Annotated in this window: 24 protein-coding genes and 4 pseudogenes; 21 read left to right on the top strand and 7 right to left on the bottom strand. The window is 62.1% G+C overall.

Features of this window, described 5'->3' with window-relative positions:
• Positions 1-46: 46 nt before the first annotated feature.
• The 8 genes from OK015_RS16735 to OK015_RS16700 all read left to right on the top strand — a co-directional run bounded on the left by OK015_RS16735 (position 47) and on the right by OK015_RS16700 (position 7058).
• Positions 47-1045, top strand: coding sequence for an Acg family FMN-binding oxidoreductase (locus OK015_RS16735; RefSeq protein WP_268124596.1), 999 nt, complete (start codon positions 47-49; stop codon positions 1043-1045).
• Positions 1046-1277: 232 nt separating this feature from the next.
• Positions 1278-1856 (top strand): Rv1733c family protein, encoded by a 579-nt coding sequence (locus tag OK015_RS16730; RefSeq protein ID WP_268124594.1) that lies wholly within the window; start codon positions 1278-1280, stop codon positions 1854-1856.
• A gap of 14 nt (positions 1857-1870) precedes the next feature.
• Complete coding sequence (locus OK015_RS16725; RefSeq protein ID WP_268124592.1) at positions 1871-2995, top strand: 4Fe-4S dicluster domain-containing protein; 1125 nt, start codon at positions 1871-1873, stop codon at positions 2993-2995.
• Positions 2988-3845 (top strand): FAD/NAD(P)-binding protein, encoded by an 858-nt coding sequence (locus OK015_RS16720; protein ID WP_268124590.1) that lies wholly within the window; start codon positions 2988-2990, stop codon positions 3843-3845. The genes OK015_RS16725 and OK015_RS16720 overlap by 8 nt, the downstream gene beginning before the upstream one ends.
• Complete coding sequence (locus tag OK015_RS16715) at positions 3846-4604, top strand: oxidoreductase (RefSeq protein WP_268124588.1); 759 nt, start codon at positions 3846-3848, stop codon at positions 4602-4604.
• The gene (locus OK015_RS16710) at positions 4601-5893 is read left to right on the top strand and encodes a Ni/Fe hydrogenase subunit alpha (protein WP_268124586.1); all 1293 of its coding nucleotides are present in this window, start codon (positions 4601-4603) and stop codon (positions 5891-5893) included. Before OK015_RS16715 ends, OK015_RS16710 begins: the two co-directional genes overlap by 4 nt.
• Positions 5890-6426, top strand: a complete 537-nt coding sequence (locus OK015_RS16705; protein ID WP_268124584.1) for a hydrogenase maturation protease — start codon at positions 5890-5892, stop codon at positions 6424-6426. The genes OK015_RS16710 and OK015_RS16705 overlap by 4 nt, the downstream gene beginning before the upstream one ends.
• A 179-nt stretch (positions 6427-6605) precedes the next feature.
• Positions 6606-7058 carry a pyridoxamine 5'-phosphate oxidase family protein gene (locus tag OK015_RS16700; protein WP_268124582.1) on the top strand — a complete coding sequence of 151 codons (453 nt, stop codon included), beginning with the start codon at positions 6606-6608 and terminating at the stop codon, positions 7056-7058.
• Between the two features lie 247 nt (positions 7059-7305).
• Here the strand turns inward: OK015_RS16700 and OK015_RS16695 are convergent, their stop codons facing one another.
• On the bottom strand, positions 7306-7749 hold the full coding sequence (locus OK015_RS16695) for a pyridoxamine 5'-phosphate oxidase family protein (protein WP_268124580.1): 444 nt from the start codon (positions 7747-7749) through the stop codon (positions 7306-7308).
• A 189-nt stretch (positions 7750-7938) separates the two neighbouring features.
• Positions 7939-8916, bottom strand: coding sequence for an Acg family FMN-binding oxidoreductase (locus OK015_RS16690; protein WP_268124578.1), 978 nt, complete (start codon positions 8914-8916; stop codon positions 7939-7941).
• 272 nt (positions 8917-9188) lie between these two features.
• Here OK015_RS16690 and OK015_RS16685 point away from each other — a divergent pair, with 272 nt between their 5' ends.
• The 8 genes and pseudogenes from OK015_RS16685 (at position 9189) to fdxA (ending at position 15837) form a co-directional block, all read left to right on the top strand.
• Complete coding sequence (locus tag OK015_RS16685; RefSeq protein ID WP_268124576.1) at positions 9189-10175, top strand: Acg family FMN-binding oxidoreductase; 987 nt, start codon at positions 9189-9191, stop codon at positions 10173-10175.
• 156 nt (positions 10176-10331) lie between these two features.
• Positions 10332-10436 (top strand): annotated as a pseudogene (locus tag OK015_RS16680) (1-phosphofructokinase family hexose kinase); the annotation flags it as partial.
• Between the two features lie 155 nt (positions 10437-10591).
• Positions 10592-10954 (top strand): annotated as a pseudogene (locus OK015_RS16675) (universal stress protein); the annotation flags it as partial.
• On the top strand, positions 10955-11449 hold the full coding sequence (locus tag OK015_RS16670) for a universal stress protein (RefSeq protein ID WP_268133180.1): 495 nt from the start codon (positions 10955-10957) through the stop codon (positions 11447-11449).
• Positions 11450-11533: 84 nt separating this feature from the next.
• On the top strand, positions 11534-12199 hold the full coding sequence (gene dosR / locus OK015_RS16665; RefSeq protein WP_268124574.1) for a hypoxia response regulator transcription factor DosR/DevR: 666 nt from the start codon (positions 11534-11536) through the stop codon (positions 12197-12199).
• 276 nt (positions 12200-12475) lie between these two features.
• Positions 12476-14125 (top strand): GAF domain-containing sensor histidine kinase, encoded by a 1650-nt coding sequence (locus OK015_RS16660; protein ID WP_268132809.1) that lies wholly within the window; start codon positions 12476-12478, stop codon positions 14123-14125.
• Between the two features lie 367 nt (positions 14126-14492).
• Positions 14493-15371 carry a universal stress protein gene (locus OK015_RS16655; protein ID WP_268124571.1) on the top strand — a complete coding sequence of 293 codons (879 nt, stop codon included), beginning with the start codon at positions 14493-14495 and terminating at the stop codon, positions 15369-15371.
• Between the two features lie 109 nt (positions 15372-15480).
• Positions 15481-15837, top strand: a complete 357-nt coding sequence (fdxA, locus tag OK015_RS16650; RefSeq protein ID WP_268124569.1) for a ferredoxin — start codon at positions 15481-15483, stop codon at positions 15835-15837.
• 11 nt (positions 15838-15848) lie between these two features.
• Here fdxA and OK015_RS16645 read toward each other — a convergent pair whose 3' ends face one another.
• From OK015_RS16645 to OK015_RS16640, 3 genes and pseudogenes are all read right to left on the bottom strand, one after another.
• Entirely contained in the window at positions 15849-16628 is a 780-nt protein-coding gene (locus OK015_RS16645; RefSeq protein ID WP_268124567.1) for a universal stress protein, read from the bottom strand.
• Between the two features lie 161 nt (positions 16629-16789).
• Positions 16790-17038, bottom strand: coding sequence for a glycosyl hydrolase family 65 protein (locus tag OK015_RS29270; RefSeq protein ID WP_442791123.1), 249 nt, complete (start codon positions 17036-17038; stop codon positions 16790-16792).
• A pseudogene (locus tag OK015_RS16640) lies at positions 17007-17531 on the bottom strand (trehalose-phosphatase); the annotation flags it as partial. The pseudogene OK015_RS16640 and the gene OK015_RS29270, both read right to left, overlap by 32 nt.
• Positions 17532-17704: 173 nt before the next feature.
• Here OK015_RS16640 and OK015_RS16635 point away from each other — a divergent pair.
• From OK015_RS16635 to OK015_RS16615, 5 genes and pseudogenes are all read left to right on the top strand, one after another.
• Entirely contained in the window at positions 17705-18580 is an 876-nt protein-coding gene (locus tag OK015_RS16635; protein WP_268124562.1) for a universal stress protein, read from the top strand.
• Between the two features lie 157 nt (positions 18581-18737).
• Positions 18738-19625 carry a universal stress protein gene (locus OK015_RS16630; protein WP_268124560.1) on the top strand — a complete coding sequence of 296 codons (888 nt, stop codon included), beginning with the start codon at positions 18738-18740 and terminating at the stop codon, positions 19623-19625.
• 41 nt (positions 19626-19666) lie between these two features.
• Entirely contained in the window at positions 19667-21229 is a 1563-nt protein-coding gene (locus OK015_RS16625) for a bifunctional aminoglycoside phosphotransferase/ATP-binding protein (protein WP_268124558.1), read from the top strand.
• Between the two features lie 41 nt (positions 21230-21270).
• A pseudogene (locus OK015_RS16620) lies at positions 21271-21480 on the top strand (putative PEP-binding protein); the annotation flags it as partial.
• Between the two features lie 105 nt (positions 21481-21585).
• Complete coding sequence (locus tag OK015_RS16615; RefSeq protein ID WP_268124556.1) at positions 21586-22368, top strand: SDR family oxidoreductase; 783 nt, start codon at positions 21586-21588, stop codon at positions 22366-22368.
• Here the strand turns inward: OK015_RS16615 and OK015_RS16610 are convergent.
• Together OK015_RS16610 and OK015_RS16605 are read right to left on the bottom strand one after the other, a co-directional pair.
• Positions 22361-25273 (bottom strand): MMPL/RND family transporter, encoded by a 2913-nt coding sequence (locus tag OK015_RS16610; protein WP_268124553.1) that lies wholly within the window; start codon positions 25271-25273, stop codon positions 22361-22363. The two genes, OK015_RS16615 and OK015_RS16610, sit on opposite strands and share 8 nt — an antisense overlap.
• Positions 25270-25686: an MmpS family transport accessory protein gene (locus OK015_RS16605; protein WP_442791122.1), complete on the bottom strand. Its 417-nt coding sequence runs from the start codon at positions 25684-25686 to the stop codon at positions 25270-25272. The genes OK015_RS16610 and OK015_RS16605 overlap by 4 nt, the downstream gene beginning before the upstream one ends.
• Positions 25687-25696 lie beyond the last annotated feature (10 nt).

The following is a 25696-nucleotide window of genomic DNA, read 5'->3' as shown; positions in this document are numbered from 1 at the left end:
ATTCACGATCGTTGACAAAACAAGCTTTACGGAAGGGACGATAGCCATGAACGTGCACTTTCCCGATGCGGGCACAATCCGGACGGTGCTGGCTCTGGCGTCTCGAGCTCCCTCCGTCCACAACACTCAACCGTGGCGGTGGCTGGTGGGTGGCCAGAGCCTGCATCTCTACTCCGACGCGGAGCGGCAGCTGCCCAACATCGATCCCGATGGCCGAGATTTGATCTTGAGTTGTGGCGCGGCACTCAATCATTGCGCGGTTGCTTTCGCAGCGGTTGGATGGCGAGCGAAGGTGAATCGCCTCCCTAATCCCGCCGACCCCACACACCTTGCGGCGATCGAATTATCTCGCTCAACCGCTGATCCCGTCGATATAGCGCTGGCCGCGGCGATCCCGCGGCGGCGGACCGACCGGCGCCATTACAGTTCCTGGCCGGTGCCGGTAGGGGATATTGGTGTGATGGCCGCGCGAGCTGCTCGAAACGGTATAACGCTGTGCGAAGTCGAAGACACCGACAAGTTGCACAAGATTGTGACTCAATCAGTTTGGGATCACATGACCCATGACTATCTTGTCGAGCTCACCGAGTGGAGTGGACGCTATGCGTCGGTGGCCGGCGTCCCGGCCCGCAATACACCGAAATCCGACCCAAAGGCGAAGATTCCGAGTCGGCTCTTTGCCGGGCCGGCGCTGGCCATGCCATCGGACTCGTCGCCCGCTGAAGACAATGCCGTGGTGCTTGCATTGGGAACTCGTGACGATGACAGCTTGGCTCAGTTACGTGCCGGCGAGGCCACTAGCATCGTGCTGCTGACCGCCACATCGATGGGCTTGGCGAGTTGCCCGGTCACCGAACCGCTGGAGATCGCCGAAACACGCGAGGCCGTGCACGCCGAAATCTTCGGGAGTAGCAACTACCCGCAGATGCTGTTGCGGGTGGGTTGGGCGCCGATCAACGCGGACCCGTTGCCGTCGACACCGCGACGCGAACTCTCCGAATTCGTCGAGTGGGTGGCGGACCGCGAACAAAACATCGGCGGATAGAACCGATTTCCAAGGGCTTTCACCTGGCTTGCGGGCCGACTCCGCGCTGCGCTACAGCTTCGGCTCAGGCGGAACCCGATCCCGGCCTTCGACGGGCGCGACCACCAAGTCCTGGCGTGCGGTCGGTGACTCCGGTCCTTGGCGACGGGGACCAAGGACTCTGGATGCTGGAACCGCACGGGACGGACGATTGAGCTGACAAATAAAACCATTGGCGCTCAATGGAGTTGTGATGGAAACGTTTACGTTAGACCCCAATTGCTGGGGGCTTGCTCACATCTTTGGCCGCAATCAGTTGCTTCGGCGCGCCGATCGCATTGAAGCGTTGGTGAAGTTGGCGGTGTTGGTTGCGTCTCTGCTGGCGATTCCCTTAGCCGGGGTGGCGGGCGGCATCACCTATAGCGTGCGCGATCGGGTGTACGTCGAGGAGGCGCGTGAACGCCATGCGGTCGTCGCAACAGTTATTGAGACGGCACCTGACGGCTCGGGAATGAATGTCGTACAGGCGATGTGGGCGGCCACGACGGGCGAACACACGGGTCCGGTTGAACTCACCCATGCAGCCAAGGTGGGTGATCGCATCGAAATCTGGGTAGACAACGACGGCCATCCGGTGGCCCCGCCAACCCCGACATGGCAAGCCGTCGGCGACGCGTTCGCCACCGCCATGGCGGCATTGCTACTTGTAGGTATCGGCATGACGTCACTGCTCACCAGCGTGCGCTCGCGGCTAGACAGAGCGCGTGACGCTCAGTGGGAGCGTGAGATCACATGCATGCAGGAAAACGGCGGCCGGACGAACCAACGTTGACGAATGATATGTCGATGGCTCGACACGGCAAAGACTCCGACCTCGCTTCGTTCGACGCGGCTGCGCTTCATTGCCTTGTCGAGGTGCTGATTGAGCGGGGCTATCGCGTGGTCGGTCCGACCTTGCGGGACAACGCGATTGTGCTGGCAGAACTGGAGTCGGCGGCCGACCTGCCGCGCGGCTGGGGTGTCGATGTGGGTCCAGGCCACTATCGGGTGCGCAGCCGCGAGGATGAGGCGGCATTCGGGCATTCAGCCGGGCCGCAGTCCTGGAAAAAGTTCTTGCACCCACCACGGCAGCGACTGTGGGCTGGTACTCGGGACGGGACGACCGATCAGCAATCCGAAGAGGAGGCCCCGCGGTACGCATTCTTCGGTGTGCGGGGATGCGACCTGGCCGCCATTGCCACCCTCGACCGGGTGCTCGGTCGTTCTGAGTACCCTGACAGCTTTTTCGTCGGTCGCCGGCGGAAGGCCTTCGTGGTCGCCGTGAACTGTACGGAACCGGGCGGCCTTTGCTTCTGCGCGTCGATGGGCACCGGTCCAGCGGTTGGACCGGACTACGATCTCGCTTTGACCGAGCGCCTCGAAGGTGATGCGCCGTCGTACCTTGTCGACATCGGTAGTCAGGAAGGCGCCGATGTGCTCGCGGCGGTGCCGCACCGGACGGCCGATAGCGAGGAAATCCATTGCGCGCGTGCCGATGTCGAGGCCGCTGGCGACCGGATGGGCCGCCAGATGCCGGACGTGGACCTGCGAAATCTGTTGATTGATTCACGCGAGTCGCCACAGTGGGACGAGGTTGCCGGTCGCTGTTTGACCTGCGGCAACTGCACGATGGTGTGCCCGACGTGCTTTTGCACCAGCACTGAAGACGTCAGCGATCTCACCGGTGACCACGCCGAGCGCTGGCGACACTGGGCGTCGTGTTTTGAGTTCGACTTCACCTTCGTCCACGGCGGCGGCAGCGTCCGCCAATCTGGCCGGTCGCGTTACCGGCATTGGTTGACCCACAAGCTAGGCACTTGGCATGACCAGTTCGACATGTCGGGTTGCGTCGGCTGCGGGCGATGTATCGCTTGGTGTCCCACCGGTATTGACATCACCGCAGAAATGAACAAGATGGCCGGCGATGGTTGACGGGGCGACCAGGGAAGCGCCGACGACGTCGGCGATGGCGCCGGTCCCGTATCGGGTGCGCAGTCGCGTTGTGGAAAGCCCGGATTCGGCGACGTTATGCCTGGAACCGGTCGGCGAGGCACTGCGGTCACCGGAGCCGGGAGAATTCATGATGCTCTACGCATTCGGCGTTGGCGAGGCGGCGATCTCGATCAGCGGCGATCCCACCGTCACCGACGGCTCAATCACCCACACAATCCGCGCGGTCGGCGCGGTCAGCCGAGCTTTACACGATGCCCAACTGGGCACGGTGGTCGGGGTGCGGGGTCCATTCGGCACCGCCTGGGGTTTGGCTGAGGCCGCCGGCCGGGATTTGGTCCTGGTTGCCGGTGGGGTGGGGCTGTGCCCGCTCCGTCCGGCGATCCTTGGCGCGTTGGCCCAGCGGTCACAATACGGCAAGGTGATGCTCGTCGTGGGTGCCCGATCACGGGCTGACTTCGTATTCGCGGCCCAACTCGAGAAGTGGGCCGAAGACCCGCGGATCGAACTACACGTCACCGTCGACATCCCGGTTCAAGGGTGGCACGGTGAAGTTGGATTGGTCACCGAGCCGCTGCGCCGCCTGACGCTGGACCCCGACCGCACCACCGCGTTCCTGTGCGGCCCGGAGCCGATGCTGCGCTTCGGGGCTGAGGTTCTGGTGGCGAAAGGCGTAGCCGCCCATGATATTCGGGTGTCACTGGAACGGAATATGCAGTGCGGGATCGGCTGGTGCGGTCATTGCCAGCTGGGTCCGCTGCTGCTCTGCCGCGACGGGCCCGTCGTCGGTTATGACGTAGCGGGACCACTGCTTCAGATCAAGGAGCTCTAGATGAGTCCACCCACGCTGGCCGTGTGGAAATTCGCCTCGTGCGACGGATGCCAGCTGACGCTGTTGGACTGCGAGGACGAGTTACTCATCCTCGCCAACCAGGTGCAGATCGCCACCTTTGCCGAGGCATCCAGCGCAATGGTCGGCGGGCCATACGACGTGTCATTGGTCGAGGGCTCGATCACCACCCGGCGCGACGAGGAACGCATCCGCGAAATCCGGAACCAGTCGAAATTGCTTGTCGCCATCGGCGCCTGCGCGACGGCCGGGGGAGTGCAGGCGCTGCGCAATTTCGCCGACATCGCCGAGTTCACCTCGGTGGTCTATGCCGATCCGGAGTACATCGATACGCTCGCTACCTCCACGCCGGCGTCGGCCCACGTCCAGGTTGACTACCAACTGCAGGGCTGCCCGATCGACCGCGGACAGCTGCTCGACACTCTCGCGGCGCTGCTGGTCGGGCGCAAACCGCGGTTGCCGGCCAAGACTGTGTGTACCGAGTGCAAACTCCGCGGGGTGACGTGCGTCATCGTCGCCGACGGCACCCCGTGTCTGGGCCCGGTCACCCACGCCGGCTGCGGAGCATTGTGTCCCAGGCATCGTCGTGGCTGCTACGGCTGTTTCGGACCGTCCGCGGCGCCGCAAACCGCGACGTTGATCCCGCTGCTGCGCCGCGACGGGATGTCCGTCGGTGACGTTGACCGAGTGTTCTCGACGGTCAACGTCACCAGCTTTACCGCCGAGCGGAGCAAGCAGTGACTCCGTCCACCCGAACGCTGAGCGTCGGCACGCTGACACGGGTGGAAGGTGAAGGCGCGCTGCACGTCACGCTGAAGGACGGCGCACTGGAAAGCGTTGAGCTCAATATCTATGAGCCGCCAAGGTTTTTCGAAGCTTTCCTGCGCGGGCGCAAGTACACCGAGCCGCCGGACCTGACAGCGCGGGTCTGCGGAATCTGTCCGGTCGCCTACCAGGTCAGTGCTTGCAACGCGATCGAAGATGTCTGTGGCATCGACGTGGACGAGGATCTCACCGCACTGCGGCGGCTGTTGTACTGCGGCGAATGGATTAACAGCCACGTTCTGCACATCTACCTGCTGCACGCGCCGGACTTCCTCGGCTACACGGACATAGTCGGCATGAGCCGCGACCATGCTCAGGTCGTCGAGCGCGGGCTCTCGCTAAAGAAGGCGGGAAACCAGTTGATAGAGTTCGTTGGCGGGCGGGCCATACATCCCGTCAATGTGAGGCTGGGCGGATTCTATTCCGTGCCAACACGGTTGGAGTTCAAGCCGATTGCCGAGCAGTTGCGTCGGGCGCTGGACAGCGCGCTGGCTACGGTCGAGTGGGTATCCGGGTTCGACTTCCCCGATGTCGAATTCGACCACGAGTTTTTGGCACTGACGGCATCCGACCGGTACCCGATCGAGAATGGCACCATCGCGCGCAGTGCCGGCCCATCGTTTGCGGTGGCCGATTTCGCCAACCACGTCGTCGAGTCGCAGGTGCCCCATTCCACTGCCCTACACGCGACACTCGACGGTGGCCGCCATCTGACCGGACCGCTGGCGCGGTATTCGCTGAACTCGTCGGCGCTGTCACCGGTGGCGGCGCAGGCCGCCGCTCGTGCCGGGCTATCGGCGCAATGCCGAAATCCCTTCCGCAGCATCATTGTCCGTGCTGTCGAAGTGGTCTACGCCGTCGAAGAGGCGCTGCGAATCATCGCCGACTACCAGCGGCCCTCGCGCCCATTCGTCGACGTTCCGGCCCGTGCCGGCGTCGGACACGGTGTCAGTGAGGCGCCCCGCGGCCTGCTATATCACCGATACCAGCTCGACCAGAACGGGCTGGTATCCGCGGCGACCATCATCCCGCCGACTTCGCAGAACCAGGCCGCCATCGAAGCCGACCTAGCGCGGATCGTCTCCGACAATCTGTCTCTCGATGACGCCGCGCTGACCACACTGTGCGAGAAATTGATTCGTAGTTACGACCCATGCATCTCATGCTCGACACACTTTTTGACGCTGACGGTGCAGCGTAGGTGACCGCGGATGCGCGCGAGCTCCGCAGCGGCGTGGTCGTGGTTGGGCTCGGCAATCGCTACCGCAAGGACGACGGCGTGGGCGTCGTCGCCGCCACGGTGCTAGATGAACTCGCGTTGCCGCATGTTGGCGTGGTGACAGGCCTAGCGGATCCAATGAGTCTGGTAGACGCGTGGTCGGGTGCGCGACTGGCCGTGGTGATCGATGCCGCGGTCGTGACTTCCCCAATCCCCGGCCGCGTCAGTCGCTGCACCCTGAGTGACATGGGTACCGGATCGGATCGATTGAGCTCGCACAGTGTCGATATCGGCCGCAGTTATGCTCTCGGTCAGGCGCTTGGACGAGTACCCAACGCGCTTGTGGTGTTCACCATCGAAGTGGCAGACACCGGTCATGGCATTGGCTTGACCCCACAGGTCGAAGGTGCCGTGTCCGAAGTGGTCGGCAGGGCAGTGGCCGAAATCAAGCGCAATTCGCGGGCGGTGAGGGGATCGCGGCGCTCAGCCCGGCGCTTACTTCATCGGCGATCGCAATGAGGTAACGGCGGCAAAGACCGCCCCGGCCATGGCTGCCGGCGTCACCAACCACGTGTGGACGTGACCGCGACATCGCCGCGCTAATCGACTAGACCTGGGTCCGCGGCCTGCTGTCGTCATCCAGACGTGGGGCCATATGGCCCTAGGTGCGGACGACTATTCGGCAGATGCTTGAGCTTATGAGCGACCGAGACTATGACGGTGGACTGGGCTTAAGGCAGCCCGCCGCAGGCGCTCAACGGTTGGACAGTAGTGAGGCGCTACGGTTGCTGGCCAGCATCAGCTACGGGCGGGTCGTCTTCACGCTCGACGCGCTTCCGGCGATCCGCCCAGTCAATCATCTGCTGGACGAAGGCCGGATAATCATTCGCACCCGTCTGACAGCGTCGATCTCTGCCGCCGTGCGATCCCGCGAAGGCATCGTCGTCGCCTATGAAACCGACAGCATTGACCCCCAGACTCGGACGGGCTGGAGCGTCGTCGTCACCGGGCATGCACACACCATCACCGATCCCGACCAAGTTTCGCGCTACGAGCAACTACTCCATCCATGGATCAACCACGCTGACACGGTCGTAGCCATCGAACCCGCCATCATCACCGGCTTTCGCATCGTCGTGACGGAGGCGTAAAGCCCAGCGCACCGTGACGGCGGGCGCACCGCACCGGGGTGCCCACGGCCTGACCCCGACACGGGGTCGACTGGATGGACGTCGAGATCTATTCCCGGGGCGCTAATCGTGTTGTTGTCGCTGGAGTTCATGCCTCGCCCGCGGCATCTGCCCTCGGCTCAGGCGGCACTACGTAGCGAGCCTTGTCAGTCAGAGCACTCAGCCGAAACGCAAGGGGGAGATGTCGCGAAGCGGTGGGAGTTTTCGGTCAGGCGTGAATGGACTTCTCCATTCGTGATGAGCCGAATTGGAACCGGCGGCCCGTGACCGTCTCGGGAATTACCCGCACATAGTGCGACTTCTCAGAATTTGTCCAGGGCAATACCTGCGCACGCTCGGCATCCTCGATCTCCTCGTTGGTATGAAGGGAGCGTGCGGTGCCCTTCACGATCACACTCCAGCCCTCCGCGACAGTGTGGTCATCGACCTCGAACACCACATGATTGTTTATCGCGGTGCTGACCAACTTGGTGCCCTCCGCGGTGCGAAACAGGATCGATCGGCGCTGAACGACGTAGTTCACCGGGAAGATCTCGGGCTGGCCGTCCACGCTGGTGACCAGCCGCCCCAGTGTCACAGCTGCCAGCAGATCCCAACATTCGTGCACCGGCAGGATGGTGCCCCAGTCATCGCTCCGGATTTGGTCTGTCATAGCGATGACGCTATCGGAGAACCTCGAGCAATTGCGGGTGGCGAAAGTCCTGACTTGCGTGGACCAAAAGTCGTTCAGCCGTCGAGCGGCCTTCCGTGCGACTTGCCCTTCAGGCGATGTTGGTGACCTGCTTTGGGGAAGTAAGAAGCCCGGGAACTGGTCCGGGCTGGCCGCTGCGCGCTGTGGCAGCTAGCGAATCTGAAAAACGTCTGCCAACGGAGTCCGCGGCGTAGGCGCCGGAAGATCTTCCATTGGCGGTGCAATCCCGGCGCGGATCAATACCTGCGGCCAGCCGCTCTGCTCGATTAGGCCACGCACGATATCGCGGCATTCATCGACCTCAATCAGATGGGTCAGTGTGCAGGTCGCCATGCCGGCCATGGTGCATTCCAGCAACACTGCAGACAGCACTTCGCCACATCTCAAGGCGTCCGCCTTGGTGTCTTCCGGGGTAGACAACACCAGGATCTTCGACCAGTCCACCGCGACCTCGGGACGCCGATTCATGTGGCTTCTGACTGGAAACCGGCGTCCGACGTCAACGCGGCGGTCTTCCTTGTCGGACGCCAATGCGCTCGGGGGCACACCCTCGCTCACTTCGAACGGCGAAGTCCACCAATCTAATTCGAGGTGATACGACAAATCGTCGCGGCGAACTTCTTCGGCGAGCTCAGCGGCTTCGACCAGCAGTGGTCGCACGTCATCGGAGAGCACGTCAAGTTTCGCCCGGTTGTCATCAATCGTGCCGCGAAGGACAGGCTCGAAGAAATCCCAATATGTTGGTCGACCCAGCGGAAGCCGATCGGTTCTGCGTTGCAGAATCGCTTCTGCGCGGCCTCGTTCGGTATCGCTGAGGTGGTTGACGGGGTCGAAGGCAACCGACGCCAGTAGGTCGGGGTCGCCCGGAGTGGGAAACCGTTCGATCGTCGAGTGCCAGCCCGCGGCCAGCATGGCGACACGAAGATGATCGAGCGCTGCGCCGCAACTGATGATCACTTCTCTACCCGAATGGTCCGTACCCGGAACTGTCCGGTGACGATCGACGAACAGTCGCAAAATCCCGTCCTCGGCCACCCACCGCCACGGCTGGCTGTTGTGCACCGACGGGGCCCGGCACGCCAGTAACACGGCATTCTTGAGGACTTCGGCGTCCGGCGTCGCGCGCATCAGTCATCCCCTTCGCCGAGTTTACGGTTCCCGATTGACGCTAGAAGGCAACCACATTGGTGACTAGAGTCATACGTCCCGGTCGCCGAGGTCAAGCGTCGCCAAGAACGGCCAGCCCCAACCGTCGTCGACAACTCGCCCGCCATTTCGTCAACGAACAGAGCCCCGGACTGCCGCCGAGGCCCAACGACCCAACGCTGGGGACGAAGGACTCTGGCGGCAGATTCTCGTAGGCCAGAGGATCGTGCCACGCCGGAGGAAGGTTGGGGACGATGACCGAAATGATGGCGGACGTCAAGGAGGTGACGACGGCAATCGAGCTGGCCTGTCGCGCGCCCTCGTTGCACAACAGCCAGCCTTGGCGGTGGGTTGCCAGCAGTTCGAACGTCGAGCTCTTCGTTGACCCAGACCGAACGGTGACCTCGACCGATCCGTCAGGTCGCGAGGCGATCATCAGCTGCGGTGCCGCGCTCGATCACTTTCGAATCGCGATGGCCGCTGTGGGTTGGGACACCAAGGTCGAAAGGTTTCCCAACCCGAGCAATCTTGACCACCTCGCCTCAATCGACTTCACCTCGGTCGAGTACGTCGCGCCGGCCCGGCGCCCCCGCGCCGACGCGATACTGCGTCGCCGGACCAGTCGACTGCCGTTCCGTGCGCCGAAGCGCTGGGCGTCGTTCGAACCGGTGTTGCGCAGCTCGTTCGATAATGATTCGGTGATCCTTGACGTACTGGCCGACGGCGCGCGGCCGCGGTTGGCGGAAGCGGCTCGGCTTACCGAAGCCTTGCGCCGTTATGACGATGTTTATCACAATGAATTGCTTTGGTGGACTTCACCATCGAGACGGCTCGAAGGAATACCCAGTAGTGCGCTGGTGTCGGAGTCCGATAACCGCAGAGTCGACGTGAACCGTCGATTCCCCATCGATCCATTCGATGAGCGGAGTTCTGCTGGCACCTACGACGAAGCCAAAATCCTGGTGCTGTCCACTCCCCGGGACGCGCGCGCCGATGCGCTCAATTGCGGCGAGGTGCTTTCGGCGATCCTGCTGGAGTGCACGATGGTCGGACTGGCAACTTGTCCGGTAACGCATGTCACGGAGTTGGAAGCCAGCCGGCTCATAATCGGAGATCTCACCAGCGGTTCGGCAGTGGTACCTCAGGTTTTGATTCGAGTTGGGATCGAACCCGACGGTGAGTTGCCCCCCAAGCCGACGCCGCGGCGACCGTTGAGCGACGTATTGGACATCCGTCGCTAGCGCTTGTCACGGTGCCGTCCGGCGACACAGCATGCGGTCCAGCCATTTTCGGTGATTCCGGTTGGTCGCCACCGGCATAGGTACACCGAAGCTCGGTATGGAGTTGCGGGGCGCCGGAGCGGCGCCAGGTACCAATTGCGATCGGAGTCAACCAATATGGAGGTGCCGGCAGGGCCGGATCCGAGCCGAGCGCACATTGTCACGTTGACCATGAACCCGGCACTGGACATTACGACAAGCGTTGACACTGTACGGCCGACCGGTTGACCCTTCATCGGTGCCGAACCCGATCTGGGACCAACGACGGCCAATGTGGGGCCGAATGGCCCCTCCATAAACCGTCGCGCCTCAATAGCCTGAAATCAGGCCAGTCAAATAGGGGCGGCCAACCGATCCGCGAATCCGAAAGCGTTGCGATGAACGAGCTACCTACCCCTCGGCCAGTCGTAGTCGGTATAGACGGCTCGAAGGCGTCAATACATGCGGCGCTCTGGGCGGTCGACGAAGCGGTGAGCCGCGATGTCCCCTTGCGTCTCCTGTACGCGGTTGACGATTGTGACTCCCAGAGCGCAGAAGTGAATGCTATGGCCGGCAGGCGGGCGGTCGCGGAGACTGCGGTCCGGCACGCAGTCACGTCGATCGACGCCACGGGCCATCCGGTGAAGATCGAGACCGAGATCGCCCAAGGAGCACCAATCGGATCGTTGATCCGCGCGTCGGCATCGGCGTCGATGGTGTGTGTGGGGGCGATCGGGCTACGCCATTTTCAAGTGGGCCGGATGGGTTCCACCGCTGCAGCTCTGGCGATTTCGGCGCGGTGCCCCGTGGCGATTATTCGCGGCCATCACGACCGGCCCGGACAACCGCGGCAGGAAGTCGTCGTCGAAGTGGACTGTTCTGCCGAGAACGGTGTATTGCTGGGCGCCGCAATGGACGAAGCGCAGCTACGCAACTCGTCTGTGCACGCAGTGGTCTGCGCGCAGACGACATTGGGTGATGACGAAACATCGCGCGACAGCGATCGGCGAACGCACGCTGACCTTGATCGCCGGCTGGCTCGGTGGCGGCGACGCTATCCGAGCCTCGCAGTAGAAGAGGCGGTCATGCATGGCGGCCTTCTGGATTATCTGGCGCACAATCGCCGAATGCCGAAGCTGGTTGTCGTCAGCGCTCGGAACCATGAGCATCTCAACGAACTTTTCGGACCGGTCGGCAGTTCCATACTGCAGGATGCCGAATGCTCGCTGCTCATCGCCAATCACCAACATTTGTGAAAATTGGCCGACTATGCAGGGTATGGGATATTGAAGCGGGGTTCCACAATTCTTGCCTCGAACGGTCAGCAGGAAGGACTCGCAATGGTCAGGGTTTTCTTGGTCGATGACCATGAAGTCGTGCGTCGCGGCCTTGCCGATCTGCTCACATCAGACCCTGAGCTCGAGGTTGTTGGCGATGCGGGGTCGGTGTCCGAAGCGAAGGTGAGAATACCGGCATCGAATCCCGACGTCGCGGTGCTCGACGTGCGTCTTCCCGACGGCAATGGAATCGAGTTGTGCCGTGATCTGCTGTCCGAACTCCCAGAGCTGCGGTGTCTGATGTTGACGTCATTCACGTCCGATGAAGCGATGCTCGAGGCGATTTTGGCCGGCGCCAGCGGCTACGTCGTCAAAGACATCAGGGGTATGGAGCTGGCGCAGGCGATCAAGGACGTCGGTGCCGGCAAATCGTTGCTGGATAATCGGGCGGCCGCAGCCTTGATGACAAAACTTCGCGGCACCGCCGAGCATAACGACCCCTTGTCCGGACTGACCGAGCGTGAGCGAACGCTGCTGGGGCTCCTCAGCGAGGGATTGACCAACCGCCAGATCGCCGCCCGGATGTTCCTGGCCGAGAAAACGGTGAAGAACTATGTGTCGCGTTTGCTGGCCAAACTGGGGATGGAACGGCGCACACAAGCAGCGGTGTTTGCAACGAAGTTGGACCGGCGCTCCAACCCGCCGGCGGTGGGAGACGACGAGGGATGACCAGCTGAGGCTAGATTGATCGCCTCTCAGTGACGCTTTGCTGATGACCTCGGCAGCCGAGTTCCTTATAGAACGCCGGCCCGTGGTGGTTGGGGGTCCAGCCGAACAGGGACTACGCTGGCGACACGCCCCTCCGTGTTGCTTCCGTACTCAGTGCTTTCGGTAACACATGGGCTGCCAGGGGGCCGAGGCGTCGTGGAGGTATCGGGTCTAGTGGCCAGCGACGACAGCGGCTCGGCATTTGCCGGGTTGGGCCAGCGTGGGTTGGTAAGCAGGATGCACGAGCAACTCGATGAGTTGCTCGCGGCGCGCGACCAAATGGAGCAATTGCTGCACGTGATCCTCGAGATCGGTTCAGATCTCGATCTGGATGCGACGCTGCGTCGGATCGCTCTCGCGGCCAGGAAATTGACCTCCGCCCCCTACGGCGCACTGGCGGTACGTGATCCCGACGGGGGATTGGTCGCATTTGTCCACGAAGGAATCGATGCGGACGCTGCGCAGCAAATCGGCCCCTTGCCGGTTGGCAAAGGAGTGCTGAGTCTGTCGCTGCTCGATACGCCGGCGTTGCGTTTAGAGGATTTGACCAAGCACCCGGCTTCGGTCGGGTTCCCGGAGCACCATCCGCCGATGCGGGCATTTCTTGGTGTGCCGATCTCCATTCGGGGGAGGGTATTCGGCAACCTGTATCTGACCCATGATGAGCCGGGTCGGCTGTTCTCTGAATCCGACGAAGTTGCCGCTCGCGCGTTGGCGCTAGCGGCGGCGGTCGCTATCGACAATGCGCAACTATTCGAACGCGAGCGCACCTCGGTGAAGTGGATGGACGCGAGCCGGGAAATCACGACCGCGCTACTGTCTGTGGTGGAACCGAACCGGGCCCCCCTGCGTTTGATCGCCGAACGCGCGTGCGTGCTAACCGAAGCCGAACAGGCCATTGTGCTCGTTCCGCTGGATGCTGACCTACCCTTTGACGAGATCGACACGCTGGTTGTGTCGGCGGCTGTGGGGCTGAATGCCTCCGAGGTTATCGGCCAACGGATCCCGGTGGATAGCTCTAGCAGCGGCGGAGTTTTCCGTTCTGGCGTGCCGCTGATCACGGAGACATTGAGTTACCCGATTCAGGCGTTCACCGATGTCGGGCAACGTAGCGCGATCTTGATGCCGTTGCGGGCCCACGATGAAGTCGCTGGAGTGATCGTCGTCGCCCGCGGCGCGGACCGGCCGCCATTCGACGACGGCTATCTCGATCTGGTGAGCGATTTCGCCACCCACGCTGCGATAGCACTCATGCTCGCGTCGGGCCGCGAGCATGCGCGGCAGCTGACGCTTGTGGCCGAGCGCGAGCGCATCGCGCACGATTTGCACGACCACGTCATTCAAAGGCTATTCGCCGCAGGCATGGATCTGCAGGGCACGGTTGCCCGGGTCCGCTCGCCGGAAGTTGCCGACCGGCTGAACCGCACGCTGGATGATCTTCAAACCATCATCGAGGAGATCCGCACCACCATTTTCCAGCTGAGATCTCCGTCAGAAAATGGCGGCGGCTTCCGGAATCGGATTCAACGGGCTGTCGCCGACCTGACCGACAATCGCGACATTGTCACCACCGTGCGCATGCGGGGACCGATGAGCGCAATTAGCGGCGAACTTGCCGAGCACGCCGAAGCGGTTGCCGCGGAAGCCATCAGTAACGCCGTTCGCCATTCCGGTGCGTCGCGACTGACCGTCGAGGTCAGCGTTGCCGACATGTTGACTGTCGACATTATCGATAACGGCTGCGGCATGCCCATCGACAACCCGCGACGAAGCGGCTTAGCCAATATGGTCTACCGCGCTGAACAGGTCGGCGGCCGGTGTGAGGTCACCAATCCGCCGGAGGGTGGCACCCGGGTTCACTGGACCGCTCCGCTGGTCGATCGCTGACAATGGAGTTTCACGGCACTACGGCGCAGGCTCGCGGATCGCCAAACCTGTTGCTCCGCTTATGGAGCGACGCTTGAGACACACCCGCGGCCGGTCTACGGGACCAATGGCGCCGGGTCGGGAGTCTAACGGCCCTGCCAGGCCTGGCCGGCCGGCAATAACGTCATCTGCATGTTGATAGATGCGGCCGCAGCAGCTCGCACAGCAGGGCAAGATGACCGCGCCCGCATCAGGGCAGTACGCCTTGGGCGCATTCGATGTTGTGCGGCTGATTGGTGTCCCAAATTCTAGGTGGAAATCGAGCTGCCCGTTGGCCTCGCCGACACGTCGGCGGTTCACCGATCCGATACCTAGCTAGGAGTGTGAGATGTCAGAGAGCGCAAAACGACACGGAATATTGGTTTGCGTCGACGGATCGGCGGCATCTGACGCTGCGGTAGCTTGGGCAGGCCGCGAGGCCGGCATGCGTCACGTGCCCATCACACTGATGCACGCTGTTTCTCCCATCGTTGTCGGGTGGCCGGTGGGTCAACTGTATAAGGACATGCCCGAGTGGCAGAGGGGAAGCGGACAGCACGTCGTCGATCAGGCCCGCAAGACGTTGAGCGCCAGCCTGGGTAACTCCGAGCTACCTGAAATACGCACCGAGATGGTGTATTCCAACACTGTGCCGGCACTGATTGAGGCTTCAAAGGATGCTTGGATGCTCGTGGCGGGAAGTCAGGGCCTGGGTGCGTTGGGCCGGCTGCTGGTGGGTTCGGTCACTTCGGCACTGATTCACCACGCCCACTGCCCGGTCGCGGTTATTCACTCCGATGACGGCGCGCTTCCTGACTCCGGTGCGCCTGTGCTAGTGGGGATCGATGGATCGCCTGCGTCGGAAGCGGCGACCGCCTTGGCTTTTGATGAAGCGTCTCATCGGGGGGTTGAGCTGTTGGCATTGCACGCATGGAGTGATGTAGGCGTATTCCCAATGCTCGGGATGGACTGGCGGGACAGCGAGGCTAGGGGGCAGGAGTTCCTCGCCGAGCGTCTGGCCGGTTGGCACGAACAGTATCCGGATGTGCGCGTGAAGCGAGTGGTCTTCTGTGACAAGCCGTCCCGATGGTTGCTTCAAGAGTCTGAACACGCTCAGCTGGTGGTTGTCGGTAGCCGCGGCCGCGGGGGCTTTACCGGCATGTTTCTGGGTTCGGTCAGCTCCGCTGTGGCTCAATCGGCAGGAATCCCGGTGATTGTCGTCCGTTGAAGCTAGCGCGCCAGGATCGGCGCCGTCCGCGGAAAGGGACTTTGGTCCTTCCCTTTGAGGGCGTTAGGCCGACGTTGTCGCCGCCTTGTCTTGGCTAGCCTCATGATTTATGACCTACGTGATCGGCGCGGCTTGTGTAGACGTCAAGGACAAGTCCTGTGTTCAGGAGTGTCCTGTCGACTGCATCTACGAGGGTGCGCGAACGATGTATATCAACCCCGATGAGTGCGTGGACTGCGGCGCATGCAAGTCGATTTGCCGCCTCGATGCGATTTACTGGGAGGGCGATCTGCCCGATGACCAGGCTCAGCACTTGGACGACAACGTTGCCTTTTTCAGCCAGGTACTCCCAGGCCGGAATTGCCCACTGGGCTCGCCGGGCGGCGCCGCGGAATTAGGTCCGGTGGATGCCGACACACCGTTGGTCGCTGCCTTGCCTGCATCGACGCTCGGTAAGCACCCATAACGACTACTTGCCTAGCGCACGACGAGAACCGAGCGTCCGGCGTGCCCGAAATGGGAAGTGATTGGACCGACCATGCGGGCTATTTTGTCGGAATCCGAGCTGTCGACTATCGCGAGCTGAACCGATTCCTGCGTGTTTGTCAGGAATTCGGCGGCTCCGCCTCGTGCTGCAGCCGGACGGACATGCACCTCGCGATACTCAGATACCCAGGGGCCAAGGCGATGTTCCAACTGTTGATACGGAATTTCGCCCAGGCCCCAACGCCAAACACCCATCGCCAAGATCGGGGCTTCGCGGAGCCGGGCTTCCCTGAATCCGTGCTCGAGGACGGCGTCGTTATCGGGTGACTCGTCGACGACGACAGCGATCGACCCGGAACCGGACTCGTCGGTGTCACGGTTGTGGCGGATGATCGCCACCGGGCAGTGGGCCTTCTGCGCGACGGCTTCGGCGGTCGAGCCGATAACCCTGCGGGCGATCTGCCCGATCCCTATGGACCCTATGCAAATCATTGCGGCGTGGCGTGATTCGCCGATCAGAGCGTCTGCGGGCGATCCATGCACGAGGCCGGTTTCAATTTTGGCCTGCTCACCGATGGCATGCAGCGCAGCACAGGCGGCGCGAAGCGCTGTTTCGCCGTACTCGATATCCAGACTTTCATCACCTGCGGCTCCATCTGCCTGTCGTTCGGGGATTGCATGGATCAGACGCAGCGGTACATCGCGGCTAATCGCTTCGGCAACTGCCCATTTGGCAGCGTTGATCGCTGCGTCGGAGCCGTCGATACCCACAACGACCCGTTGTGGCGATTGCGGATGGTTCATTGCATCCCCCGATTGAGAGCCGTGGCTACGGGGTATCCCGCGCTCGATTGGAAACGCTATTCGGCGGGGGAGTCCATCAGCAGGGTCGTTCGACCCCCGTTTCGCGACAATGGTCCCAGCCGGCTGCGTCACTGCACCTCGATCGTGTGTCCCGGCAGGAGAGGCTGCACGCAACCACGGCATTCCACGTCGATCGGTGCCGTGTTGCCGGCCTCCGCTGTCACTGCGGCGGCCCGTCCGCTGACACTCAGATGAACACGTTGACCGCGATAAATCAGGGGAAACTCGATGGTGCCGAGCGTTTCCGGCCATTGCGGGCCGAGTATCAATCGGCCGTCACGTATTTGCGGCCAGTGCGCGCAATGCGTCGGCGGCACCGTCGACCAGCGTTGCCGAGTCGGGATCCTCGACGATGTCGGACAGGGTCCCGTCGAAGTCGAGGAGCACCGCCGGTCGTCTCGACGTTATGAGCTCTTGGAGCTGGCTGTAAACCTGCAAGGCATCGGCGATGGTCGACGTGGCGGGGTCACCGGTGCGCACCGAGATTTCAGCGAGGTCGGCGATCACAGTGTCGGCGCCGCTGGACAGCAGGCGTTCAGCACCTCCGTCACGGTCGAGACCAATGACGAGGCTGAAACCTCCGTCCCTGCCGGCTCGTACACCGGCTTGATCGTCCGCGATGATCACGCAGCGACCGGGGCTAACTCCCAGCTGGGTTGCAGTTCGGGCCAGGGCCGAGACACCGCCCTCATCGCCGACATCGACGATATCTACGCCGACGTCTCGCAGCCTTCGCGGCAACGGGACAGCCGAATCGACGATACAAGCGTCGGTCTGCTCCGGAATCGGGCTGCCCAAGTCGACGATCACCGCATCGTGGTAACGCCTGTCTACAGTGACGGGTCATTCGGTCACCCTTGTGACGATGTCACAGTCTCAGTGCCGATCAAGGGCCTCATATCCATGTGGTTGGGGACTAAAGCCTCCTGATCGACGACCGTTCGGACAGTAGCGTTTTCGGTGAGTGAGGGAGAACGGCACCCATGAAGCGTTACGGCATCGTCGTCGGGGTCGACGGATCGGCCGCGTCGAACTTCGCTGTCTGCTGGGCCGCGCGCGACGCTGCGATGCGTGGTATTTCACTGACCTTGGTCCACATGGTCAATCCGGATGCGCCGGTGTGGCCTCCGATGGTGCTTACCGCAGATACTGCGCTATGGCAGGAAGATTATGGCCGTCGCGTCCTCGAAGAAGCGATCAAGATCGCCGAAGATGCCACGAAGATATACCGCGGAGTCGCTGTCGCGACTGAGCTGAGGCTTGCACCGTCGGTACCGTTTTTGGTCGAGCTGTCCGAAGACGCGGAGATGGTCGTCGTCGGCAACAGTGGGCGCGGCGCGATCGCCCGGGCATTGCTGGGTTCGGTCAGCTCTGGTGTGGTGCGCGGGGCGCGGTGTCCGGTCGCGGTCGTCCGCGACGAAGACCCGTTGATGCCGAACCCTCTTCACGCTCCTGTGTTAGTGGGAATCGACGGGTCGTCAGCCTCCGAGCTTGCAACGGCGATTGCCTTCGACGAAGCCGCACGGCGTGGAGTCGAACTGACGGCGTTGCACGCGTGGAGCGACATCGGATTGTGGGAACTCCCGAAGCCGGAGTGGCCGTCGGTGCGGTCGGAAGCAGAGCGGATCCTGGACGAACGGCTGGCGGGCTGGCGGGAACGCTACCCGGATGTCACGGTGCACCGGCTCATCGTGCGTGACGAGCCGGCTCGACAGTTGATCGAACAATCGGAGTCGGCCCAGCTCGTTGTGGTGGGCAGCCATGGCCGGGGCGGTGTGAGCGGCATGTTGCTGGGGTCGGTAAGCAACGCCGTCGTTCACGCGGTACGCATGCCGGTGATCGTCGCACGACCGTCCTAGCACCCCGCTGAGATTGCTTGTCTAGCGACGCGGGAATGCCCATGGTCCTCGCTGCCCGGGTGGCTCGGAGGTCTCAGGGCCATCTGGTTGGGGACTAAAGCCTCATGATCGACGGCTGTTCTGGCAATAGCGTTTTCATCGACTGAAGGAGAACGAAATGACTGCATCCGAGAAGCGTTACAGGATCGTCGTCGGAGTCGACGGATCGCCCGCGTCCAATGCCGCCGTCGCTTGGGCGGCATGTGACGCCGCCATGCGAAATGTCTCGCTGACCCTAGTCCACACGTTGAACACGTTCGTGCCCACCTTTCCGCAGATCCCGATGCCGAACGGAGTTGGGCTATGGCAGCAAGACAACGGTCGTCAAGCCCTCGAGCAGGCGGCCAAGATGGCCCAGGACGCCGTAAAAGCTGACCAAAAGCTGTTAATAGCAAGCGAAGTGAGGCCTTCACCTCCGGTGTCGACGCTAATCGAAATATCGGAAGCGGCCGATATGGTCGTCGTCGGTTCCAACGGGCGCGGCGCCGTGGACCGCGTCTTGCTCGGTTCGGTCAGTTCAGGTTTGGTGCACGGCGCGCAGTGCCCGGTTGCGGTCATTCACGCTGAAGCTTCGGTCCTTCCACATTCCGATCACGCTCCGGTGCTGGTGGGAATCGACGGGTCACCGGCCTCGGAGCGGGCAACGGCGATTGCGTTCGACGAAGCGTCACGGCGCGGGGTCGTGCTCAAAGCCCTGCACGCGTGGAGCGACGTCGAGTATTTCGAGCTCCCTGGGCACGACTGGACCGCGGTCGAGGCGGAAGCGGAGCGAAATCTGGCCGAATGCCTGGCGGGCTGGCAAGAACGCTACCCCGACGTCACGGTGCAGCGGCTTGTCGTCCGCGACCGGCCCGCCCGGCAATTGGTCGAGCAGTCGAAATCTGCCCAGCTGGTCGTTTTGGGCAGTCACGGCCGAGGTCACTTGGCGGGCGCGATGCTGGGTTCGGTCAGCAATGCGGTAGTTCAAGCCGTTCATGTGCCCGTGATCGTTGCGCGGCCAGCCTAGGTTGCTGCGCGAAATCTCCTTGGAGAGAGCAAAACACGATTATGACGGCTGCGATCAGGGCCAACGGGTTCACCGGGTCGGGCACGGCTGAGATGCCTTATGTGGATGTGCACGAAACACACACGGGTGTGGTGGTACTGGTCGGCGACCGAGCGTTCAAGGCAAAGAAGCCGGTATTGACCGACTTTCTCGATTTCCGGACAGTTCAGCAGCGTGATCGCGCATGCGTCCGCGAAGTTGAGTTGAACAGCCGCCTGTCGCCCGATAGCTATTTTGGCGTCGCGCATCTCAGCGATCCGGGCGGAGGGCCGGCCGAACCGATCGTCGTCATGCGGCGTTATGACGACGACGACCGGTTGGCGTCCGTGGTGGCCCGCGGCCCCGACGAATACGTTCGCGACGTACTCGACACCATCGCCGCTGTGCTCGCCAGGTTTCACGAGAAGGCCGAGCGAAGTCGGGTGATCGACGCCCAGGCGAAGGCGGCCGCGGTGGCCGGACGCTGGCGCGGGAACCTGCTGGAACTGAATAACTATGCGGACAAGTCAAACTCGATGGTTTCTTACGAGACTCTATCGCGGATTCAGCGCCTTGCAGCCGAATTCAGCTCTGGCCGCGGACCATTGTTCAGGCGACGGATCGAAGAAGGGTGCATTGTTGACGGCCACGCCGATCTGCTCGCCGACGATATTTTTTGCCCCGACGGCGAGCCGGCACTGCTCGATTGCCTGGAATTCGACGACGAACTCCGTTACGTCGACCGCATCGACGATGCCGCATTCCTAGCCATGGACTTAGAGTTCTTGGGCCGCAAAGACCTTGGAGACTACTTCCTCGAGCGTTACGGCGTGCACTCGGCCGATACGGCGCCACCGTCGCTGCTGGACTTTTACATCGCCTATCGCGCGGTGGTAAGGGCGAAGGTCGACTGTGTGCGATTGTCACAGGGGAAATTGGATGCCGCCGTAGACGCATCCCGGCACCTAGCCATTGCGATCCAACACCTAGAACACGGCTGCGTTCGGCTGGCGCTGGTCGGTGGGAATCCAGGCTCCGGTAAGTCGACCATTGCCCATGCACTGGCTGAAAAAGCTGGGGCACAGGTAATTTCAACCGATGACATCCGCCGGGAGCTGCGGGAAACGAGCGTCATAGCCGGAGACTCAGGTGCTCTTGATGCGGGGCTGTATAGCGCCAATAACGTCAGAACGGTCTACGACGTAGCCCTGGACCGGGCTCGGGAGTTGTTAGGCAACGGGCATTCAGTCATTCTCGACGCCACCTGGTTGGATCCGCATATTCGTGCTCACGCCCATCAGCTCGCTACCGAAACACTCTCGTCGATGGTGGAACTCATGTGTGTGACAACGGCGGACATGGCAGCCGAGAGAATAACGACTCGGCGGCCGGGAAACTCCGACGCGACTCCGGAGATTGCAACAGCGTTAGCGTCTCGTAACAACGGCTGGGACACCGCGTACCAAGTGGACACCTCCGGACCGCTTGAGGATTCTGTCGAGGCAGCGCGAGACATCTGGTGTCAAGCGATCTATGGGCCGGGTCTGCGGATGATCACCGCCCGATCGAGTAATGAGAAGGAGTAGACATGTCAACGAAAGCCGTCGTCAGCGAGTATGTCGTGAACGGAATCACCTCGTCGTTGTGCGGTCAGGCGCCGTCGACCGATCCCGCGTTCGCCGAGCATCTGGTCCGCATGGGAATCACCTCGGTCTCGGTCAACCCCGACGCCGTCGCAGCTACCCGCCGTACGGTCGCCGCCGCCGAGTGCCGGCTGCTACTGGAAATCTGCGCGTGGTCGCGAATGACTGAGGGCATGCGACTAGCCGCAGGGTAGATGGCAGATGGCGTCTTCACCCTTCGGGGCTGGCGCATACTCGACTACTGGTACTGAACCGGCTGTCCGATCCCGAGACGCACCGATACGACAGGAGAATATGCAGTGGCAGAGCGATTGGCGGGCAAGGTTGCGCTGATTAGTGGGGGTGCGCGGGGGATGGGTGCCTCGCACGTGCGGATGCTCGTGGCCGAAGGGGCCAAGGTCGTGTTCGGCGACATCCTCGACGAGGAAGGCAAGGCAGTAGCGGCCGAAGTCGGCGATGCCGCTCGCTATCTGCACCTGGATGTGACCAAGCCCGAGGATTGGGACGCGGCGGTGGCCACCGCGCTAAGCGAGTTCGGCCGCATCGACGTGCTGGTGAACAACGCGGGCATCATCAACATCGGCACATTGGAGGACTATGAGCTCTCGGAGTGGCATCGGATCCTCGACATCAATCTGACGGGCGTGTTCCTCGGTATCCGTGCCGTGGTGAAACCGATGAAGGAAGCCGGACGCGGCTCGATCATCAACATCTCGTCGATCGAAGGCATGGCCGGCACCATCGCCTGCCACGGTTACACCGCAACCAAATTCGCTGTCCGCGGGCTGACCAAGTCGGCCGCACTGGAACTGGGTCCCTGCGGAATCCGGGTGAACTCAATCCATCCCGGTCTGATCAAGACCCCGATGACCGATTGGGTTCCCGACGACATCTTCCAGACGGCACTGGGCCGGGCGGCCGAACCCAAGGAAGTCTCCAGCCTCGTGATCTATCTGGCCAGCGACGAGTCCAGCTACTCCACCGGTTCGGAGTTCGTGGTCGACGGCGGCACCACCGCGGGTCTCGGGCACAAGGACTTCTCCGCGGTCGAAACCGATGAGCAGCCGGACTGGGTTACGTAGCGGCAGCTACGGATTCGTGCTCCTTGTCGACCTTCTCATTCGGGTTGGGCCAGGGTGAGGGGACTGGGCGTTGGCGGACTCGTTGCGGCCACCAGAACCACTTGCCCAACAGCGCGGCAATGGATGGCGTCATCAGTGACCGGACGATGAGCGTATCGAAGAGCAGGCCCAGCCCGATCGTGGTCCCGACCTGGCCGATGACGGTCAGCTCACTGACCGCCATGGTCATCATCGTGAAGGCGAAGACCAACCCCGCCGAGGTGACCACCGAGCCGGTGCCGCCCATCGACCGGATGATGCCGGTGTTGAGGCCGGCATGGATCTCTTCCTTGAACCGCGCGACCAGCAGCAAGTTGTAGTCGGCACCGACGGCCAGCAGGATGATGACCGACATCGCGAGCACCATCCAATGCAACTCAATGCCGATGATGTGCTGCCAGATCAGCACCGACAGCCCGAACGACGCGCCCAATGAGAGCAAGACGGTTCCCACGATGACCGCCGACGCCACCACACCTCGGGTGATGATCAACATGATGATGAAAATCAGGCATAGCGAAGCGATTCCGGCGATCAACAGGTCGTAGGTGTTGCCGTCACTGAGGTCCTTGTAGATCGCTGCGGTGCCGCCGAGGTAAATCCTCGAGCCCTCCAGCGGAGTGCCCTTGATCGATTCGTACGCGGCCTTTTTGATGGCCGCGATGTGCGAAATGCCTTCTTGAGACATCGGATCGCCGTCGTGGCTGATAATGAAGCGTACGGCATGACCGTCGGGGGAGATGAAGTTCTTCATTCCCTTCTTGAATTCGGCATTGTTGAAGGTCTCCGGCGGCAGATAGAAAGAGTCGTCGTTCTTGGATGCGTCGAACGCCTTACCCATGGCATTCGAGTTCTTCTGTGCCTCGCTCTGCTGATCCTGCAGACCCTTTTGAGTTGAATACATGGTCAGCATCGTCGTTTTCATGGCCTTCATGTTTTCGATCATGCTGGGCATCAGCGCCACCATCTGAGGCATCAGGGTGTCGAGATGATCCATGATCGGAAGGAGGCTCTCGATGTCATCGGTCATCGTGTCGATGCCGTCCAGGCCGTCGAAGACCGAGCGTAGCGACCAGCACACCGGGATGTCGAAGCAGTGCTTCTCCCAGTAGAGGTAGCTGCGAATTGGCCGGAAGAAGTCTTCGAAATCGGCCATGTGGTCGCGTAATTCGTTGATGTCGATAGTCATGTCGTGCATCTTTTTGACCATCTGATGCATGTCGTTCGACATCTGCGCGGTGATGCTCGACATCTTTTCCATGCTGTCGATAGTCGTCTGCATCATGTCGGCCTGTTTGAGCATGTCGGCCATCTGGTCTTCTTGGTACTTCTGGTTCATCTGCTGGGTGACGCCCTGCATGCTGATCTGGAACGGGATGGAGGTGTGCTCGATCGGCGTGCCCTCCGGCCGGGTGATGGCTTGCACGCGGCCGATCCCCGGCACGCGGAAGATCGTCTTGGCGATCTTGTCGATGACCAGGAAGTCCGCGGAGTTGCGCAGATCGTGGTCGCTTTCGATCATCAGCACTTCGGGGTTCATCCGCGCATGCGAAAAGTGCCGGTCGGCGGCTTCGTATCCCTCGTTGGCGGGTAGGTCGGCGGGCAGATAGTTACGGTCGTTGTAGTTGGTGCGGTAACCCGGCAACGTCAGCAAGCCGACCAGCGCCACACCGATCGTCATGACCAGGATCGGACCGGGCCAGCGCACCACGACTGCCCCCACCTTGCGCCAGAAGCGAATGCGTTGTGTCCGCTTGGGTTCCAGCGTCTTGCCGAAACGCGTTGCCACCGAGATCACGGCGGCCCCCAGCGTCAGCGCCGCCAGCACCACGACCACCATGCCGATGGCCAACGGGATACCGAGGGTCTGGAAATAGGGCAGGTTGGTGAAGTGCAGGCAGAACGTCGCGCCGGCAATGGTCATCCCAGACCCGAGCACCACGTGCGCGGTGCCCTGGTACATCGTGTAGTAGGCGTCTTCGCGGGACTCGCCGATGGCCCGAGCTTCCTGATATCGGCCGATCAAGAAGATCGCGTAGTCGGTGGCGGCCGCGATCGCCAACGTCACCAACAGGTTAGTCGCGAACGTCGAGAGCCCAATGATGTTGTAGTAGCCCAGAAACGCGACCGTTCCGCGCGCAGCCGACAGCTCGAACACCACCATCGCCAGCGTCAGCAGCAGCGTGACGATCGAGCGGTAAACCAACAACAGCATCGCGATGATCACGGTGAAGGTGCACATCGTGATGACCTGCACGCTGCGGTCACCGGCCATGTGCTGATCTGCCGACAGCGCCGCGGGCCCGGTGACGTAGGTCTTCACCCCCTTGGGCGGGGGCACACTCTTGACGATGCTTTGGACGGACTCGACGGATTCGTTGGCTAAGGCTTCGCCCTGGTTACCAGCAAGATAGACCTGCACATAGGCGGCCTTGCCGTCGTTGCTCTGTGCGCCGGCACCGGTCAGTGGGTCGCTCCACATATCCTGAACGTGCTCAACATGTTTGGTGTCGGCGTCGAGCTTCTTGACGAGCTCGTCGTAGTAGGCGTGGGCATCGGCGCCCAGCGGCTGTTGGCCCTCCAGAACGATCATCGCCGAGCTGTTGGACTTGTACTCGTTGAACACCGCACCCATACGCTTCGTCGCGATCACCGATTGCGCGTCGTCGGGAGCCATCGACACCGAACGCATCTTCCCGACCTCGTCTAAGTCGGGGACGCTTACGCTGAGCACCGCGATGAGCGCGATCCAGCCAAGGATGATCGGTATGGCGAACTTGCGGACGAAGCGCGGGATCGATTGCCGCTCTTTTGATTTAGCGACAGGGCTGGCGTCGGTCTTGGTGTCGTTGAACGTTGTACTCATGCGGATTTCACCAAGCAGAATGTCAGGGCATGCACGCCGTTGGTAATTTTCTCATCCTTGACTTCGTCATCGATGGTGATGCGGCAACCGAGGTAGTCGCCGTCGCTTTGCGCCGAGAGGTTGGGGAAGACCGACGGGGCGGTCGTACTGAGGACCAACGTCCACGGCAACGACGCACCATCGATCCGCTTCGGGTCGGCGGACAGATCCAAGTAGTTCACGTTGGCGTGGCTTGCCGAGCCGAAGACCTCGTATTTGACGACCTTGGGCTTGAACGGCTTGGAGTCTTCCAGTCGCGGGGTCGTCAGGACGCCGGTGTCGTTGGCGCCGAAGAAGGACTTGACCCGGACCACGGCAAAGCCGCCGACCACCACAACCGCCACGATCAACAGCGGCAACCATGCGTTCCGCACAATTCTCGTT

The sequence above is a fragment of the Mycobacterium sp. Aquia_216 genome (genome assembly GCF_026723865.1).
In the GTDB taxonomy this organism is placed as follows: domain Bacteria; phylum Actinomycetota; class Actinomycetes; order Mycobacteriales; family Mycobacteriaceae; genus Mycobacterium.
The sequence above is the reverse complement of the archived record's forward strand: the minus strand, read 5'-3'. Positions and strand labels throughout refer to the sequence as shown.

What these genes read in the sequence shown, in the direction of transcription:
- OK015_RS16690 (WP_268124578.1), bottom strand. Translation starts at nt 8,916, where the DNA reads ATGCGCGCGACGCCGGACGCCGAAGTCCTCAAGAATGCCGTGTTACTG.
- OK015_RS16660 (WP_268132809.1), top strand. Translation starts at nt 12,476, where the DNA reads ATGCACGAGCAACTCGATGAGTTGCTCGCGGCGCGCGACCAAATGGAG.
- fdxA (WP_268124569.1), top strand. Translation starts at nt 15,481, where the DNA reads ATGACCTACGTGATCGGCGCGGCTTGTGTAGACGTCAAGGACAAGTCC.
- OK015_RS16625 (WP_268124558.1), top strand. Translation starts at nt 19,667, where the DNA reads ATGACGGCTGCGATCAGGGCCAACGGGTTCACCGGGTCGGGCACGGCT.
- OK015_RS16610 (WP_268124553.1), bottom strand. Translation starts at nt 25,273, where the DNA reads ATGAGTACAACGTTCAACGACACCAAGACCGACGCCAGCCCTGTCGCT.
- OK015_RS16670 (WP_268133180.1), top strand. Translation starts at nt 10,955, where the DNA reads ATGGGTTCCACCGCTGCAGCTCTGGCGATTTCGGCGCGGTGCCCCGTG.
- OK015_RS16655 (WP_268124571.1), top strand. Translation starts at nt 14,493, where the DNA reads ATGTCAGAGAGCGCAAAACGACACGGAATATTGGTTTGCGTCGACGGA.
- OK015_RS16630 (WP_268124560.1), top strand. Translation starts at nt 18,738, where the DNA reads ATGACTGCATCCGAGAAGCGTTACAGGATCGTCGTCGGAGTCGACGGA.
- OK015_RS16720 (WP_268124590.1), top strand. Translation starts at nt 2,988, where the DNA reads ATGGTTGACGGGGCGACCAGGGAAGCGCCGACGACGTCGGCGATGGCG.
- OK015_RS16635 (WP_268124562.1), top strand. Translation starts at nt 17,705, where the DNA reads ATGAAGCGTTACGGCATCGTCGTCGGGGTCGACGGATCGGCCGCGTCG.
- OK015_RS16715 (WP_268124588.1), top strand. Translation starts at nt 3,846, where the DNA reads ATGAGTCCACCCACGCTGGCCGTGTGGAAATTCGCCTCGTGCGACGGA.
- OK015_RS16685 (WP_268124576.1), top strand. Translation starts at nt 9,189, where the DNA reads ATGACCGAAATGATGGCGGACGTCAAGGAGGTGACGACGGCAATCGAG.
- OK015_RS16695 (WP_268124580.1), bottom strand. Translation starts at nt 7,749, where the DNA reads ATGACAGACCAAATCCGGAGCGATGACTGGGGCACCATCCTGCCGGTG.
- OK015_RS16730 (WP_268124594.1), top strand. Translation starts at nt 1,278, where the DNA reads ATGGAAACGTTTACGTTAGACCCCAATTGCTGGGGGCTTGCTCACATC.
- OK015_RS16700 (WP_268124582.1), top strand. Translation starts at nt 6,606, where the DNA reads ATGAGCGACCGAGACTATGACGGTGGACTGGGCTTAAGGCAGCCCGCC.
- OK015_RS16735 (WP_268124596.1), top strand. Translation starts at nt 47, where the DNA reads ATGAACGTGCACTTTCCCGATGCGGGCACAATCCGGACGGTGCTGGCT.
- dosR (WP_268124574.1), top strand. Translation starts at nt 11,534, where the DNA reads ATGGTCAGGGTTTTCTTGGTCGATGACCATGAAGTCGTGCGTCGCGGC.
- OK015_RS16725 (WP_268124592.1), top strand. Translation starts at nt 1,871, where the DNA reads ATGGCTCGACACGGCAAAGACTCCGACCTCGCTTCGTTCGACGCGGCT.